Here is a 15592-nt window from a genome sequence, read left to right as displayed (position 1 = left end):
CCACACACCTCTACATACACAAAGGAATTGACAACCTCCCAGCGCCCACATCGGTCCCGGCACCACGGGCGGATCGGGGTCCTCCACCAGCATCGTGTGGACCCGGACCACCAAGGCCTCCAGTTGATCCGCTTCCAGCCCTGTCGTAACGTTCCAGCTCAACGGCCCTGCCCCGGTGGAAAACTGACGTCGTCGCAAACGCCAGGCTACCGAGCAGGGCCGTCTTGCTGATCAAGAACCCAAGCCCGTGAATAACCCTCCAGATTCCGAGATGAAACAACGGGAGAAAATGACCTCTTAGTGGGCGTTTAGGGATGGATTGAGACGCTAAGTCGCTCCTGCGGCCAACACCCTTCGGGGTGATTCGCGCCTTACATGCGCCTTCACGGCATCCCGGGTGCCGATCCGGTCGCCCGTTTGATCCGCTCCTCAGCGCCGAATTCCGTCTGGTCTAACAACGGGTTGGAAGCTTCCTGTCTGTCGGTAACTTCCAGGCGTTTCAGGCCGCACGCGTTGGCGATAAATGTGGCAAAACATGTTGAAACGGTCGGCGTGAATCACCATCAAACGCCCACTTATTAACCACGCACATCACGAGCCTCGTTCAGGCGTTCTCGAAACCGCACACGTGTACCAACCTCTCCCCAATCGCAGTACTCTTCTCACTGGGTGTCAGTCGCCGGTGATGAACGGCGACTTGACGTTCAGCTGATGCTGAGGAGGCGATGAGGACGGACATGACACGTCCCGAACGCAATGAAAATCTCAAAGCGTTACTCATAGAGGCACAGTGGAGCGCGGGAGAGCTCGCCAGCGCGGTCAACTGGCTGGGGAGCGCCCAGTCAATGAAGTTGAAGTATGACAGGACTGGGGTCGCTCACTGGCTCACGGGCTCCAAACCCAGGTCCGCTGTCGTCAGCCTGGTCGCTGCAGCATTGAGCCGCCGTATAGGCCGGCTAGTGACCGTGGAGGAAACCGGCCTCTCCAAGACCTCAAGACAGTCCGGGGTCGACGCCTACAGCCCCTCTGGACACACTGACCCCCTCCAGCGCCTCGTCGCCCTCGCGGGCTTAGACTCCAGCCCCCCAGGCCGAACTCTCCTCACACAGTCGGGGTACAGCCTTACAGACGTACCTATGCCCGACTGGAGTCATAGATCATCGTCCACCACCGTTCCCGGCGCCAAACGCCGAGTCAGCGCAGAAGACATCGAAACCATCCAAACAGTAGTGAAGACTGTCGCCGATCAGGCACAACACTTCGGAGGAAGGCACGGTCGTTCAGCAGTGGCTGCCTACCTGGCCGAAGACGTCAGCCGCGTGCTCGTCGCAAACGCCTCAGATGCACTCCGGCGTGAGCTGTTCAACTCGGTTTCCCAGCTCACTCATTTACTGGCCATGATGACAGCCGATGCGGGACATCACGGGCTGGCTCAGTCGTACTACCACACAGCACTCAGCCTGGCCCAAGATGCCGGGAACCCCGTAACCTACGCAGTCATCCTCCGAGCAATGAGCGCCCAAGCCGTACAGCTGGGGCACCACGCCCAAGCCCTCTCGCTGGCCGAAGCCGCAGTCACTACCGCAGGCACCAACGTCTCCGGGCCCACCGCAGCATTTCTTCTTAGCCAGATGGCTGTGACTCATGCCAACGACGGCCAGCGGCACTCCGCCATCAAAGTGCTGGCAGCAGCTGAAACCGCGCTAGACCAATGCGACGGCACCCCGGGACCGTTCACCTCATACCCGCGCGCCGGCCTCGAATACCAGTGCTCACAAGTCTTCCTGCCCCTAGGAATGCGAGCCGAGGCACTCCGATCCCTGCGCACCTGCGCCCGCCGCCGCGAACCCCACGAATGCAGAGCCTCAGCTCTCACCGAGTTCCAGCTCGGCGAAACGCTGCTGACAAGCGGACTCCTGGATGAAGCCTGCCACCACTGGAGTCGTTTCCTTACTCAGAGCGGTTACGTCCACTCAGCTCGCATCGACCAAGCCCTAAACCAGCTTTACAAGAGCATCCGGCCATACCAACGGCACCGCAACGCCACCATCCTCTGGGACCGCTTAAACGCACTGCTCACACGAAGAGGTCTGCACACACGCGCTCCAGACCCACACAGCTGAACACCCCAGGGCAGCGCATCCCCAGCGCTTAACAAGCAGCCGACAACTTTCCCGTGCAGCAGATGTGCACCTGGGCGGGAGTATCCACGTCGGGCTTCTACCACTGGAGATCGAGGCCATTGTCGCCACCCCGAAGCGCCGTGCGGAACTGAGGGGCGTCATCCTCCAGGTCTTCTCTGACTCGCAGGGACCTACAGCTACCGGCGTGTCCACGCCGTGCTCCAGCGAATGAACGGTAAGGCCGGAGCAGACAGGTCCGCGCGCCGATGCGCGAGCTCGGCCCGGTGCCATGCCAGCCGCGTCCCCGGCCTGCCGGCCCGTGACTTCACCACTGACGCTCCCGGGGCAAACTGATCGGCGATATCACCTACATCCACACCTGGGCCGGGTCCCTTTACCTCGCGACCGTTATCGACTGCCACGCCACGGCTGTGGTCGGCTGGGCGATGGCCGACCACATGAAGACCTCTTTCATACCGGATGCACTCGATATCGCCGCCAGGAACATCGACCTCGCCGATGGCGGAATACTTCATTTCGATCGCAGCAGCCAACATACGCCTCGGGAACGTCGTTGCAGGATCCGCACGTTGTGCCTGGGGCGTCTGAATCATTTTTCGGCGCCCTCAAACACGAACTCGTGGAGGGTTATTCACGGGCTTGGTTTCTTGATCAGCAAGACGGCCCTGCTCGGTAGCCTGGCGTTTGCGACGACGTCAGTTTTCCACCGGGGTAGGGCCGTTGAGCTGGAACGTTACGACAGGGCTGGAAGCGGATCAACTGGAGGCCTTGGTGGTCCGGGTCCACACGATGCTGGTGGAGGACCCCGATCCGCCCGTGGTGCCGGGACCGATGTGGGCGCTGGGCCTGTACAAGTCCGTGGTCCTGGAGGCTTATTCACGGGGTGGTGCGGCCCGGATTTCTTGATCATCAGGACGGCCCTGCTCGGTAGTCTGATGTCTGCGAAAACGTCAGAAGTGAACCGGGGCAGGGCCGTTGAGCTGGAACGTTACGGCAGGGTTAGACAAGGATCAACTGGACGGGCTGGTGGTGCGGGTCCATCAGGCGCTCGTGGAGGACCCGGATCCTGCGGTGTCTCCGGCGCGGATGTGGTCGCTGGGCCTGTACCGGTCGGTGGTCCTGGTGCTGTTCCTCCTGCGGCAGAACCCCGTCCAGGAAGCGGCGGCGGAACTGTTCGGTGTCAGCCAGGCCACTGTTTCCCGGCGGTGGACGGGGCTGCTTCCGGTGGTGGAGAAGGCCCTCGCCGGGCATGTCCCTGATCCTGTGGAAGCCTCAGCCGGCCGGATCGTGCTCATCGACGGCACCCTGGTCACCACGTGGGACTGGGCGAGCGAAGGCACCGCTATGTTCTCCGGCAAGCATCGTGACACCGGCTTCAACCTGCAGATCGCCGCCACGCTGTCCGGAGACCTGCTCGCGGTGTCCGAGCCTGTCCCGGGCTCCCGCCACGACATGTACGCCTGGCGCCAGTCCCACTTCCCGGAGACCTTCGCAGAACGGCAGAGCATGGGCGATCTTGGGTACGTGGGTTCCGGCATGCTCACCGCGAGACGCAAACCACCTGGTCAGCAACGCCCCACTGGCGCCAAGATCTACAACCGGAGCATCAGCAGCCTCCGCGCCGCCATTGAGCGAGCGATCGCACACCTGAAGGACTGGAAGATCCTCGCGACCCGCTACCGCGGCCCCCTGGCCAAGTTCCCCCTCGTCGCCAAAACCGTCACCGCCCTCACCTTCTACAAAAAGGGCTGGTGAAACCCCGTGAATAGGCCTCCTGGTGTTGTTCCTGCTGCGGCAGAACCCCGTCCAGCAAGCGGCGGCGGAACTGTTCCACATCTCCCAGGCCACCGTCTCGCGCCGGTGGACCACGCTGCTCCCGGTGGTGGAGACGGCCCTGGCCGAGCATGTGCCCGACCCCGCCGACGCCTCACACGGCAGGATCGTCCTGGTCGACGGGACCCTGGTCACCACGTGGGACTGGGCGAGCGAGGGCACCACGATGTTCTCCGGCAAGCATCGTGACACAGGCTTCAACCTGCAGGTCGCCGCCACTCTCAGCGGGGACCTGCTCGCCGTCTCCGCGCCGGTACCCGGCAGCCGGCACGACATGTACGCCTGGCGCCAGTCCCACTTCCCCAAAGCCTTCGCCGACCGGGAGAGCATGGGGGATCCGGGCTATGTCGGCTCCGGCATGCTCACCGCCCGCCGCAAGCCACCCGGTCAGGAACGCCCCGTCGGAGACAAGGTGTTCAACCAGAGCATCGGCAAGCTCCGCGCCGCCGTCGAACGAGCGATCGCACATCTGAAGGACTGGAAGGTCCTCGCCACTCGCTATCGCGGCCCTCTCACCCGGTTCCCCCTCGTCGCCAAGACCGTCACCGCCCTCGCCTTCTACAAGAACGGCTGGTGACCCCGTGAATAAGCCTCCCGACTAGACAGGAGCTATCAGCCACCACTCACACAACCTGGTGTACACCCTCCGGGGACGGCGCCGGCCCAGCCGGTTGGCGTACTCCTGCCCGAACTTGACGCACCACCGGCGGATGGACTCGTAGGAGACCTCGACACCGCGCTCGAGCATCAGCTCCTCGACATCGCGGCAGGAGAGGGAAAACCGGTGATACAGCCACACGCAGTGGGAGATGACCTCCACCGGGTACCGGTGCCCCTTGTACAACGGCGCGGTGTCCACGAACAGCCCCCAGGATGACCAACCCGAAGATCATCCCACGGGCTCAGATCAACGTGACAATGCCCTCGTCAATCATGCTGCAGTCCCCTGCGCGGCAGCGCCCCCACCGCCCAGCTGCCACACCGAACTCATTCTGAAACGATCAGGTAAGTCATAGGCAGGTGGTGGATGTGAACACGTCGCCAGCTTTAACCGGACCTGCGCCATCCACCATGTCCGTCCAGGCTACGGTGTATCCGGACGGCACTGAGAACTCCTCCCTGTACCCGCTTGAGCACTCCTTGATCCACAAAAAGGTTCCGGGAGTAGGGCTGGTCATGCGGGCCCAGTTCGAGCGGCACGAGGGGCTGTAGCGGAGTTGGATGTTTCCCCTCGAGGTGTTTATCTGCGTCACGGTGTACGCATCAGTACTACAGCCGGCCTGGTCGGGATCAAGTCCCCTGCAAGCTGCGCTGTAACAACCGGCTGCTGGAGCAGCCTGGGCAGCAGGCGCAAACATCATGCCCATTGCCGTGATCAGGACACCAAATCCAGCGGTGATTGACTTTTTCACCACATATCTCCTTTAAGTGGTGCCGTGACCGGCACCTTCCGATGCCGAGACAGCATCGCTCAGCGCAATAACAGTGGACCGTTTGCCCGTTAGGTGAAAGATCCTTTTCAGCTACTCCTGCAGATCTTCGCACTCACAGACTTCTTGCGGTCGGGGGACGATAGTGTTATAGAGCTGCTTTAATCCTGTGCCGGGGGCCATGGGGTGGCTTGGCTCCGGGCGGCGAGGTCGGCGGCGTAGTGGGCCCGGATGTCGTCTTCGGGGGACAAGTTCTCCTCGTTGGTGAAGGACTCGAAGTCGCTCACGGTGCGCTGCGCCGTAAGACTTGAGCTTGTCGGTGACGATCACCCGGGGCACCTGCCTGGTCTTTTGAGGAGTTTCCGGAAGAAATGCCCGTGCCCGCCGGCGCGAACACCCGCGACCACACCCTTCTGCTCGAAACCCTCGACGGCTTCACCGAGTTGACCGAACTCCTGGATCACGCCCCACGGCGCCCGGCACTGAGCCTGGATGCCGGCTACGACTACCAGCCCGTCTCCACCGACTCGCCCAGCGTGGCATCACGCCCCGGATCACCAAACGCGGCACGAAGACCCGGTCCGACACCCCATGCCGCTTGACCTCAAACGACATGGGGTGACGAAACGAAGTCAGTAAGAGCGTCCGCCAGTAGGTGGTGAGCTGGGGTTATCGGATGCGGGGGCTGGCGGGTCGGGTGTCCCAGCGGTGGGTGTACCAGGCCCGGCGGAGCTACGGACTGTGATGATCGCGGTGGCCAGGGCGAGGTAGAACTCGGTGCAGACGCGGCGGCGTTCGGTGCAGCGGCGGAGCTTCCCGAAGTTGTTCATCCACGAGTTCGTGCGCTCTACCACCCAGCGGCCGTCGGTCTGGATCGGTGTCTTCGTGCCGCGTTTCGCGATGCGGGGCGTGATGTCACGCTTGGTGAGGCCGTCGTAGACGGGCTGGTAGTCGTAGCCCGCGTCCAGGCTCAGCGCCGGATGTTGCGGGGCGTGGCCCAACTCGCCGGTCAGTGTGGCGAATTCGTCGAGGGTTTCGGGCAGCAGGGTGTGGTCACGGGTGTTCGCCCCGGCCGGGACAGTGACCACGGGTATGCCGTAGCCGTCGGTGAGCTGGGACCGCTTGGTGCCCTGCTTGCCCCGGTCTACCGGTGAGCGGCCCGCGCACTCGCCGCCCGAGGGCGCCTTGGTGATGCAGCCGTCCGCGGCCAGCTCCTCCAGCTCCAGGCCCACCATCTGGTCGTAGGCCCGCAGCACCGCGAGAACCAGGTGGCCGGCAACACCGCCTTCGATCCACTCGTCCCGCCGACGCCGGAGCGTCGTGGCCGAGCACATCTCGTCCGCGACCCGCTCGTAGCCCATCCCCGACACCAACGCCAGAACGAGCCGGTCGAAGACCACGGCGTCCGGGATCCGCGGATTGTGGCACCCCAGCGGATGCCCGTCCGCACGTTCGGGCAGCAGACGGAGGAACTCCTCACGGATCGGCGCGATGATGGACGCAGGCACAACGGACACGAACTCTCCTGATGGTCACAGAGCGTAGACAACTCCATGATCATCAAGCTCGTCTTCGTCGTGCCGCCCACTTTGCCGCGCACATGACCTACTGGCGGAGGCTCTAACCGCATAGGCTGCTGTTCAGGGGCAGTTGATGGCGATGTCGCCAGCGTCACGGTTGCAGGTGTCGAAGCCTAGGCCCCCGTCGAGGCTGTCGTTGGCGATCACGCTGTCTGTGGCATTGAGGGTGTCGTTGCCTTCGCCGCCATTGTGCGTGTCATTGCCCCTGCCTCCGGTTACCGTGTCGTGGCCCTGTTCGCCGTTGAGGGTGTCGTTGCCGTCGTCGCCGTTGAGGGTGTCGTTGCCGGCGTTGCCGTTGATCGTGTCGTTGCCAGCTAGTCCTGAGATGGTGTCGTTGCCTGGGCCGCCGTTGATGGTGTCGTTGCCGGGGGTGGCCCGTCTGCCGGTTGCAGCCGTGTCGTCCCCGATGAGCCGGTCGGCTCGGGGGCCGCCGTTGAGGCGGTCGTCACCCGCACCACCGAGCAGTGTTCCTGCAGCCTCCAGATTCGGAGAGATGGTGATGTCATCGTCGGCGTCTTTGGCGTTGACATTGATCGCTGAGAGGGGCAGTGGGCACTCTGCCGTGTGCGCGGCTGTGACACGACAGGGAGTGATGGCAGCGACAGTGTCTGCCGAGTCCGTCACTATGACGGCATTGCCTCGCCTCCGTATGGTGATGTCGTTTGTCACGCCCTCATCGGCCGTCACGATGAGGGTATCCCCTGCCTTCTCGACGACGGTGGTGTCGGCAAGCATCCTACTGCTGGGGATAGCCACTCCTGCGGATGCGCCAGTTAGCGGCGTGCCGATGAGTGTGCTGACGGCCAGGGCAATGGTGCAGGCGTGTCGGACTGCCATCCTTGTTTGCCTTTCGAATCAGGGCTTGGCGCTAGTGCTGATGGTCTCCAGTCGCGTGGCTCATCAAGGGCAGCCGTTCTTGTAATCGCCCAGGTCGGCGTGGCAGTTATCCGTTTCAGCGCCGCCTTCGAGGTAGTCATTTCCGCTGACGTTGTCCACGGCGTTGATTACGTCGCGTCCCCGATTACCGTCCGCGTAGTCGTTTCCTGCCCCCGCGACGATCTGCTCGTTGCCGCTGCCGCCATCGATCACATCGTTACCTGCGTCGCCGTTGATGATGTCCGGGCCGTCGCGTCCCTCGATGGAATCGTTTCCGCTGCCGCCGAAGATCCTGTCTGCTCCGGTGCCGCCGCCCAGGGTGTCATTGCCCGCGCCTCCGGAGAGGAAGTCGGCCCCCTCATCACCTTCGATGGTGTCGTTCGCGGACCCACCGGAGAGACTGTCAGCACCCGGGCCCCCGAGCAGCGTGACCCCAAGGCTCGTCAAGTGGGACGTGACACTGTCGTCTTGGTCGCCGGCATGAACCACGAACTCGGTGGTGCCAGCTGCAGTGCAGGCCACCTCGGTTGGACTCACGGCGACACAGCCGCCGGACGGCGTCACTGCGTCTCCGCTGTCCCTGACCCTGATGCTGCTGCCGGTCTGCCAGATCGTGATCGTGTTGCCCCGCCCAACGCCCGCAGTGACCGTAATGGACGTTCCCGTTTTGTTCACCAGCGTCGAGGCGAACATGCTGGCGGACTTCGTACCGGAGGCCGCATTTGCCGCCCCCGTACAACACAGAGAGAAAGTGCACACCGCGGCCAGAAGCCCTATGGCGGGATAACGACTTTGGCTCATAACCTGCCTTCCGAGAGGGCAAACGCTCAAAATTGACACACTGCTATACACATTGATGTCCGACCACGGGCACCATCAGGCCAGCCCCAGTCCTTGCGCTTCGTTACGGAATCAACCATTGAGCATCGAGATCGTACGAGTATCGACAGACAGGCAAACACTCATCGGCTCTATTCGTAGACACGACAGCCTGCAGCCCCGAGCGGGTCGAATCGGTCGGACTCAAGGCACCCCGAGCATGCCAATACCCAAGGCCACAACAAAGGCGAATCAAAGCCATTACTGCACTGAGCCTTTGCCAACTTGCGGCGTGCGCGGGTCAGTTGGCTCGACACATGAGTGAAGCCCCTGGTAGACGGGTTCACGACCAAGATCGCCCGATACCCACCAGAGGCTTCACGTGCTTGTGTACCCGTGCGGGCTGGACGTGTCCAGTCGGTCCCTGACCTTCCTCGCCGCTCGTCTTCGCGAACACCGTCGTCGGATCGGAAGCCGTTGGCGCCGGCTCCCGGCCGGCAAGCCCTGCTGGTACTGGCGCATCTGCGGAACGGGACCACGTACGCCCAGCTCGCGGCGGGATTCGAAGTGGGGACGAGCACGGTCTACCGCTACATCAGCGAGGCCGTCGACCTGCTGGCCACGCTCGCACCGACCCTCGACGAGGCCGTCCAGGCTGCTTCGGTGAAGGCTTACGTCCTGCTCGACGGGACACTCCTGCCGATCGACCGTATCGCCGCCGGCCGGCCCTTCTTCTCCGGCAAGCACAAGAAGTACGGCATGAACATGCAGGTCATCGCCGATCCGTCCGGCCGGCTGCTGTGGGCTTCGCCCGCACTGCCAGGGGCCGTCCACGACGTTCGGGTTTCCGGGGAGGGCCGTCGAACCTGGGGAGGTCGAAGCGGCCCTCCCCGGCTCTTCACGAAGTGGAGGGTGGTGGCCCAAGCGGGTTCTGGGTAGTCGGCGCTTGGCACCAGTTGGTGTTTCGCCGGCCGGGTGAAGGCCGCTTCCATAGATCTGCGGCATGACAACGCGCGAAACCGGGCCACGTGGCGTGGCCCGGTCTCCGGGGCGACGGTTGTGAAGCGACCGCCCAAGGCCGCTCACCATAGCCATCCAGTCGGCAACTTCAAACTGGGGATTGGCTGCCGGTTTGAGGCGAGTGCTCCGCGGACGGCAGCTTCTTCCCTCTCCTGGTACGGGGTTCAGCGCCGGGTGATGTTCTTGGCCTCGGGGCCCTTGTGGCCTTGGCCGATGTCGAAGGTGACCGATTCGCCTTCGTTGAGCTCACGATATCCGGTGCCGTTGATCTCGGAGTAGTGCGCGAAGACGTCGGGGCCTCCGCCGTCCGGTTCGATGAAACCGAAACCTTTTTCCGCGTTGAACCACTTCACGGTGCCGCTGGCCATACTGGTCAATCCTTCACCTATATCTGGGAGCAGCCCTTCAGCAGGGCATACTCCGCCCTCTGCAATCACACAGGCCAACCACCTTTTTACCCCGGAACACCGTTTTCACCCAGATGACAACACAGCCGAGCAGTGCCGGCTCCCGGCAGCCGCCATCACCGTTGACCAGGATGTGAGCAGCCCAGGAACCAGGTTCACTGGGCGGAGGCTGTGCGCGATAGTGTGCCGCGCCTGCGCGGGAGAGGCGCCCTACCGGCAGGCACATCTGCGCCGGTAGGGTCGAACGTTGGTGGGCAAGGGCTGGGGTTTCCACGCGACGGACTGGCCCTTGCCCCCGCCGTCTTGTCGGCTAACCGTCCCGCCGGGCGCCCCTCGGGGCCCCGGCTAGCTGGTAAGACAGGTATGGAAGAGGAAACGCCGATATTGGGGAGCGGTGCCCTTATGCAGCCAGCGTGGTCGCTGCCAGCCCCCAGCTGGCAGCGACCACGCCATAACGCCTTTCGCTGCTGATACCCGCGGTACTGCCCCGGACGCCGCCGCTACGACTTTTCGGATCAGTCGACTACCCTTGCCGGTGAAGGCGCAAGGGGTCGTTAAATTGAAGGTGGAGTTGGGTAAAAGCTCCGTGACCAGGCCGGTATTCCCAGCCTGTCCCTTGAACGCTCCGCGTATGAGAGCGGATTTGCGCGGGTGCCTTGTGCCAGCTGGAGCCGTATCGCCGACAACACGGAACGAGACGGCTTCTCACGCGCCCGGCGCCGGCCGCCACCCCACAAGGAGGTGGCGGCCGGCGCTGCTTGGCACAACCGGTGCAGGGTGGCCTCACGCCAGCGTACGTCCAACCGCCCCACAGCGAGCGTAGGTTGCCAGCCTGATTGACAGCAGTCCGAGACCGAGGAGAACGGCTGGTTCTGAACTGCCTACCAGCTGCGTGGTGGGGCGCGGGTCCGCGGGCTGCCGCTGCCGACCGGGAAGGCGGCAGCGGCAGGCGAAGGCCCGTTGGCAGCAGCGGTGCCGTGACGTGACTGGGCCTTCGTGTAAGAAAACGACCCGGAGGGTCCCATGTCACGCAGGCCAGGCCGGGGAACCGTGCTGAAAAGAAGAAGGGCCAGTACGTCTCTCCCGCAACCGTCATGGTGCTGCGCGAGCGTGACGGACAGAGGGCCCAGGACGGCGCGGCTCAAGACGGGTGAGCGTGCACACCGGGGACGGTGGCCCTTGCGTCGGCGCCCTCGAAGAGACACGGGTTTAGGGGTGCGCAGGGCCGGGGGCGGTGAGGAGGATGGCGGTGGTGCCGGTGAGGGTGAGGATGCGCCGTACCGCCGGGGAGGAGTCTACCAGGCGTAGGCTTCCCCATGCGGCTCGTGCGCGGCGTTGGTGGGCCAGCAGTGCTACGAGGCCAGCGGAGTCCATGAACGATACCCAGGCCAGGTCGAGTTCGCAGTGCCGCTCCTTGAGTGGGCCCAGGGCGGCGGCCAGTTGGGGTGCGGTACCTGTATCCAGTTCGCCCGAGACCCGTACCAGGACCACGTACCCGACGTCGACCACCTCGACGGTCAGCGGGTGCGGAGCGATCGGGCCGCACACAAAAGGTATCTTCCGCTGCCGGCCACGTTGTTCCGCCGGCAATGGGGGAGGCTGCCCTCTCGCCGGGCCTGTCCTGTCCATCCGGTCCACCCCCGCTCACTGCGCCGCCGGTGCCGCACGACGTGGGCGTGCAGGCCCGGCAGGGCATCAGTTGCCCTCGATCGACACGGTAATGAAGCCATACCGCTTGCGTGTCCTTTGAGCACCAGTCACCCGCGCCAGTGAACGGGTATTTGCCTCGTCAACAGGTTACCCAGCGCTCAAACACTCGCGCAGAACGCCCCCCCCTTGACGGTCTCCGACGACGGTCCCCAGCGTGATCATTCCGGCCAGCGGGGGAGGGGGTGAAACATCCCGGGCCTCTTCGGGGTGCCGCCCAGGGGTCCGACATGCCGTACGGCACGGCACAACATCGGCGAGCCTGGACTGTCGTCACGCCGTTTCCTCCCCAGCCCGAGCCACGCCGGTGCGGACCCAGGGCGCAGCCCGTGCGCCGCAGGGCCACCCACTCGCGATACGTCTGCGCGAACTCGCGGTGAGTGCGCGTGCAGTAAGCCCGCCAACGGCTTGTGCGTGGCCGCGGTCCGGCGATCGGCGCACCGCACCACAGGCACAGCCGGTTGCCGTCCTCATCCACTGGGATCCGAGCCATGCCCCCGACCATACGCAGGGGTAGGTGACGTTGAGTGAAGGTCATATCGGAGCTACTGGTGCGTGCGGCGGGGCCATTCAGTATGAAGCCCCTGGTCAAAGAGCATTGTGCGTCAACGGGAGCCTCTTCTGAGGAGTGAGGCGTTCCCGCTATCAGGTAACGCTGAGTACAGGTGTCCGGGCGGGGTGGACGAGCGGGTAAGCGCTGCCGTCGGACGCGGGAGTGCGCCTGAAGGAGGAGGACTCTGGTCGCTCATGCACCGAGTTCTGCCTCCAACTCGCCACCGTAATCATCACCGTCCGTAGCCTCATCCGCCGGGCCTGGTACATCCACCGCTGGAACACCCGACCCACCACACCCCGCCTCGGCTTCCCCGCTCTCGGTGCGCTGGGGGTTGCGGACGGTCGGCGCGCGGGAGGGGTTGCCCGGTAGCGCACGGTGGTCGTGCTGCCCCCGGGTGAGGGGGAGGTGAGGTGCAGCCGTCGCCGGGTTGGAGCCACACTGTTGGCGACGGCTGCGGCGCGGAGGGGTGCGCGGCTTGTCCGGGTGCGCAGCCCCCTTGCGCTTGTTCGTCCTCGTCGGCTGCCGGAGAACGGCGCGGGAGCGCGCTCCGGACGGGACACGTGGGCCGACTGGACGGCGGGGGCGGGGCCGGGTGACAGCTCGGGCCCGCTCTCCCCTTGGTGGAAGCGTAGGCCAATGCTTTGGCCAGGTGAAGGGCGTATTCCGGGTGGCACGGGTGCGCGCCCGCGCACTACCACTGGCCTCGGCGCAAGCTGCGAGCGCCAGCCGCCGGACAGTTTATGAGCGCTGGGCATCGGGGAGGACGGCGCGCTTGGCGTTGTGCGCCGCCTGCCTGTGCGGTTGGTGGGGCCGCTACGCCTTGCCGGCCCGGCGAGGCGGGGCAGCAGCTGCCCGAAGGCCGCGGCTCGCGCCAGCGCTGTGGCGTGATGCCATGCACCGCGATGGCGTCCGGCTCGATAACGGCGTCCGGCTGCACGTACTCGCTGAACACCACGGTGCCGTCCCGGGTCACGGCGGCGATCTGCACCGCGAACGCGTTGGCCAGGCCGGCGGTCTCCACATCGAGGGCGGTCAGCGTCGTATCGGCCAGCAAGCGCCGGGCCCAGCCGGCGGCCTGCTCGCGCTCGCGTGGCCAGGAGGCCGGGCGGCGCAGGGCACGGACGGCGTCGTCGAGACTGGCCTGCTCTTCGCGGGCGGCCAGCACACGCCACAGCAGCGCCGCGCCGCCATCCTGCCCTGTGCTCACGGTGCCGAGGTAGCGGCCGCCGTCGTACGTGGCCCAGATGGGCCGGCCGGGGCATTGTCACGTTGATCTGAGCCCGTGGGATGATCTTCGGGTTGGTCATCCTGGGGGCTGTTCGTGGACACCGCGCCGTTGTACAAGGGGCTCTACCTTCTTCCTGGGCCGACCGCAGCCGTTCGTAGGGTTGTGGGGCCCGGGGGAGCTGGGTGTGGCTGACAAGTGGCTGTCGTCTCGTGGCTTCCGGTGCTTGGCCGCCCGGCTCCCCACGACGACTCGGCCGCCGATTGGGAAGTGCGAACAGGTCGCTGTGTAGAGCAATGCCGGCGAGGTCGTCCGTGGTGCGCAAGGCAAGTACGACGACTGGAGCACGATGAGCCGGATATTGGCCGGTACCGACTGCGGCAAGACCCACCACCACTGCCTGGCCCTGGACAGCGACGGCAACACGTTGCTGTCGCGGCGGGTGGCCAACGACGAACCGGAGTTACTGAAGCTGATCGGTGACGTCCTGGGCCTCGCCGACGGCCGTGAGGTCACCTGGGCGATGGACATGACCGGCGGCGAGCCCGCGCTGTTAATCGCCCTGCTCGTCAACCACGGCCAGGAACTGGTCTACCTCCCCGGCATCGCGGTCAACCGCGCCACCGACAGCTACCGCGGGGCGGGCAAGACCGACGCCCGGGACGCCCACGTGATCGCCGACCAGGCCCGCATGAGACGCGACCTGCAGCCGATCCGCCCCAGTGAAGACGCGAGCATCGAACTGAGGCTGCTCACCGAGCGCCGTGTGGATCTCGTTGCCGACCGCACCCGCACCACCAACCGGCTCAAGGCCCTGCTGACCAGCATGTTCCCAGCCCTGGAACGCACCCTGGACATGGGCACCACCGGAGCGCTGCTGCTCCTGACGGGCTACCAGAGCCCGGCGGCCATCCGCCGCACCGGCCTGCGCCGACTGACCACCTGGCTGGCCAACCGCAAGGTCCGCAACCCCGACTCCCTGGCAGCCAAGGCCATCGAGGCTGCTGAGCGCCAGCACACCGCCGTCCCGGGCGAGACAGCGATCGCGAAGATGGTGCATACCCTGGCGAGGGAGGTGATGGCCCTCAACGAGAAGATCGCCGAGACCGACAAGCTCATCGAGGGCCGGTTTCGCGAGCACGAACTCGCCGAAGTGATCCAGTCGCTGCCCGGCATCGGCACGGTCCTCGGCGCCGAGTTCCTCGTCGCCGTCGGCGGCAGCCTGGAGGCGTTCCCCACCCCCGACCGCCTCGCCGCCTTCTCCGGCGTGGCGCCGGCGCCACGCGACTCGGGCAAGGTCAGCGGCAACCTCCACCGGCCCCAGCGTTACCACCGCCGTCTGCAAAGGGTCTTCTACACCTCCGCGCTCGTCAGCATCCGGTGCGACCCCAACTCGCGGCAGTTCTACGACAGAAAACGCGCTGAGGGCAAACGCCACGTCCAGGCCGTGCTCGCCCTCGCCCGCCGGCGCGTCAACGTGCTGTGGGCCCTGATCCGTGACCGACGGTGCTACACCATCACACCACCAGTCACCACCTCCGCTTGACTTCCAGATTGGGAAGCACCGGTACCCGGTGGAGGTCATCTCCCACTGCGTGTGGCTGTATCACCGGTTCTCCCTCTCCTGCCGCGATGTCGAGGAGCTGATGCGCGAGCGCGGTGTCGAGGTCTCCTACGAGTCCATCCGCCGGTGGTGCGTCAAGTTCGGGCAGGAGTACGCCAACCGGCTGGGCCGGCGCCGTCCCCGGCCTGGCGGCAAGTGGCACATGGACGAGGTCTTCATCAAGATCAACGGGGTGCTGCACTACCTCTGGCGCGCGGTGGACCAGGCCGGCAACGTCCTGGACATCCTCGTGACCACCAAGCGGGACGCCAAGGCCGCCAAGCGCTTCTTCCGCCGCCTGCTCAAGGAGCTCGAGTACATGCCGCGGGTGATCGTGACCGACAAGCTGCGCTCCGTAAGTTGTTGGGTGGCCCGGGAGGGCCGGATGTGGC

Annotated in this window: 13 protein-coding genes and 5 pseudogenes; 9 read left to right on the top strand and 9 right to left on the bottom strand. The window is 65.2% G+C overall.

All coding sequences use genetic code 11. From position 1 onward, the window contains the following. The first annotated feature begins 737 nt into the window (after window positions 1-737). The 5 genes and pseudogenes from ABIE67_RS01115 (at window position 738) to ABIE67_RS01095 (ending at window position 4554) form a co-directional block, all read left to right on the top strand. Window positions 738-2123 carry a hypothetical protein gene (locus ABIE67_RS01115; protein ID WP_370252061.1) on the top strand — a complete coding sequence of 462 codons (1386 nt, stop codon included), beginning with the start codon at window positions 738-740 and terminating at the stop codon, window positions 2121-2123. Window positions 2124-2473: 350 nt separating this feature from the next. Next, window positions 2474-2677, top strand: a pseudogene (locus ABIE67_RS01110) (DDE-type integrase/transposase/recombinase); the annotation flags it as partial. A gap of 187 nt (window positions 2678-2864) precedes the next feature. Beyond that, window positions 2865-3050: a hypothetical protein gene (locus ABIE67_RS01105; protein WP_370252059.1), complete on the top strand. Its 186-nt coding sequence runs from the start codon at window positions 2865-2867 to the stop codon at window positions 3048-3050. 69 nt (window positions 3051-3119) lie between these two features. Next, window positions 3120-3899 carry a transposase family protein gene (locus tag ABIE67_RS01100; RefSeq protein WP_370252055.1) on the top strand — a complete coding sequence of 260 codons (780 nt, stop codon included), beginning with the start codon at window positions 3120-3122 and terminating at the stop codon, window positions 3897-3899. 22 nt (window positions 3900-3921) lie between these two features. Further along, window positions 3922-4554: a transposase family protein gene (locus ABIE67_RS01095; RefSeq protein ID WP_370252051.1), complete on the top strand. Its 633-nt coding sequence runs from the start codon at window positions 3922-3924 to the stop codon at window positions 4552-4554. Between the two features lie 66 nt (window positions 4555-4620). Here the strand turns inward: ABIE67_RS01095 and ABIE67_RS01090 are convergent. The 3 genes and pseudogenes from ABIE67_RS01090 to ABIE67_RS01080 all read right to left on the bottom strand — a co-directional run. Beyond that, window positions 4621-4842: pseudogene (locus tag ABIE67_RS01090) on the bottom strand (IS6 family transposase); the annotation flags it as partial. Window positions 4843-4987: 145 nt separating this feature from the next. Next, window positions 4988-5335, bottom strand: a complete 348-nt coding sequence (locus ABIE67_RS01085) for a DUF2690 domain-containing protein (RefSeq protein WP_370268026.1) — start codon at window positions 5333-5335, stop codon at window positions 4988-4990. Between the two features lie 233 nt (window positions 5336-5568). Continuing rightward, the gene (locus ABIE67_RS01080) at window positions 5569-5694 is read right to left on the bottom strand and encodes a hypothetical protein (RefSeq protein ID WP_370252045.1); all 126 of its coding nucleotides are present in this window, start codon (window positions 5692-5694) and stop codon (window positions 5569-5571) included. An 84-nt stretch (window positions 5695-5778) separates the two neighbouring features. Between ABIE67_RS01080 and ABIE67_RS01075 the strand changes: the two genes are divergently transcribed. Further along, the gene (locus ABIE67_RS01075) at window positions 5779-6009 is read left to right on the top strand and encodes a hypothetical protein (protein WP_370252041.1); all 231 of its coding nucleotides are present in this window, start codon (window positions 5779-5781) and stop codon (window positions 6007-6009) included. Window positions 6010-6076: 67 nt separating this feature from the next. Here the strand turns inward: ABIE67_RS01075 and ABIE67_RS01070 are convergent. The 3 genes and pseudogenes from ABIE67_RS01070 to ABIE67_RS01060 all read right to left on the bottom strand — a co-directional run bounded on the left by ABIE67_RS01070 (window position 6077) and on the right by ABIE67_RS01060 (window position 8556). Further along, window positions 6077-6924: pseudogene (locus ABIE67_RS01070) on the bottom strand (IS5 family transposase). 123 nt (window positions 6925-7047) lie between these two features. Continuing rightward, window positions 7048-7722 (bottom strand): calcium-binding protein, encoded by a 675-nt coding sequence (locus ABIE67_RS01065; protein ID WP_370252037.1) that lies wholly within the window; start codon window positions 7720-7722, stop codon window positions 7048-7050. 165 nt (window positions 7723-7887) lie between these two features. Continuing rightward, a complete protein-coding gene (locus ABIE67_RS01060) occupies window positions 7888-8556 on the bottom strand; it encodes a calcium-binding protein (RefSeq protein ID WP_370252032.1) in 669 nt (222 codons plus the stop codon). Between the two features lie 508 nt (window positions 8557-9064). Between ABIE67_RS01060 and ABIE67_RS01055 the strand changes: the two are divergent. After that, window positions 9065-9537 (top strand): annotated as a pseudogene (locus tag ABIE67_RS01055) (transposase family protein); the annotation flags it as partial. 329 nt (window positions 9538-9866) lie between these two features. Here the strand turns inward: ABIE67_RS01055 and ABIE67_RS01050 are convergent. From ABIE67_RS01050 to ABIE67_RS01040, 3 genes are all read right to left on the bottom strand, one after another. Further along, window positions 9867-10070, bottom strand: coding sequence for a cold-shock protein (locus ABIE67_RS01050; protein WP_370252027.1), 204 nt, complete (start codon window positions 10068-10070; stop codon window positions 9867-9869). 1248 nt (window positions 10071-11318) lie between these two features. Beyond that, a complete protein-coding gene (locus ABIE67_RS01045; protein ID WP_370252023.1) occupies window positions 11319-11657 on the bottom strand; it encodes an STAS domain-containing protein in 339 nt (112 codons plus the stop codon). A gap of 1406 nt (window positions 11658-13063) precedes the next feature. Further along, window positions 13064-13579 carry a hypothetical protein gene (locus tag ABIE67_RS01040; protein WP_370252018.1) on the bottom strand — a complete coding sequence of 172 codons (516 nt, stop codon included), beginning with the start codon at window positions 13577-13579 and terminating at the stop codon, window positions 13064-13066. Window positions 13580-13946: 367 nt separating this feature from the next. On the opposite strand from ABIE67_RS01040, the gene ABIE67_RS01035 reads away from it, so the two are divergent. Further along, a complete protein-coding gene (locus ABIE67_RS01035) occupies window positions 13947-15143 on the top strand; it encodes an IS110 family transposase (RefSeq protein ID WP_370252016.1) in 1197 nt (398 codons plus the stop codon). 7 nt (window positions 15144-15150) lie between these two features. After that, window positions 15151-15555 (top strand): annotated as a pseudogene (locus ABIE67_RS01030) (IS6 family transposase); the annotation flags it as partial. Window positions 15556-15592 lie beyond the last annotated feature (37 nt).

The sequence above is a fragment of the Streptomyces sp. V4I8 genome (assembly GCF_041261225.1).
In the GTDB taxonomy this organism is placed as follows: domain Bacteria; phylum Actinomycetota; class Actinomycetes; order Streptomycetales; family Streptomycetaceae; genus Streptomyces.
The sequence above is the reverse complement of the archived record's forward strand: the minus strand, read 5'-3'. Positions and strand labels throughout refer to the sequence as shown.

Excerpts from the sequence above, each read along its gene's own strand:
- ABIE67_RS01115 (WP_370252061.1), top strand. The coding sequence starts at position 738 with ATGACACGTCCCGAACGCAATGAAAATCTCAAAGCGTTACTCATAGAG.
- ABIE67_RS01085 (WP_370268026.1), bottom strand. The coding sequence starts at position 5,335 with ATGTTTGCGCCTGCTGCCCAGGCTGCTCCAGCAGCCGGTTGTTACAGC.
- ABIE67_RS01075 (WP_370252041.1), top strand. The coding sequence starts at position 5,779 with ATGCCCGTGCCCGCCGGCGCGAACACCCGCGACCACACCCTTCTGCTC.
- ABIE67_RS01065 (WP_370252037.1), bottom strand. The coding sequence starts at position 7,722 with ATGCTTGCCGACACCACCGTCGTCGAGAAGGCAGGGGATACCCTCATC.
- ABIE67_RS01060 (WP_370252032.1), bottom strand. The coding sequence starts at position 8,556 with ATGTTCGCCTCGACGCTGGTGAACAAAACGGGAACGTCCATTACGGTC.
- ABIE67_RS01050 (WP_370252027.1), bottom strand. The coding sequence starts at position 10,070 with ATGGCCAGCGGCACCGTGAAGTGGTTCAACGCGGAAAAAGGTTTCGGT.
- ABIE67_RS01035 (WP_370252016.1), top strand. The coding sequence starts at position 13,947 with ATGAGCCGGATATTGGCCGGTACCGACTGCGGCAAGACCCACCACCAC.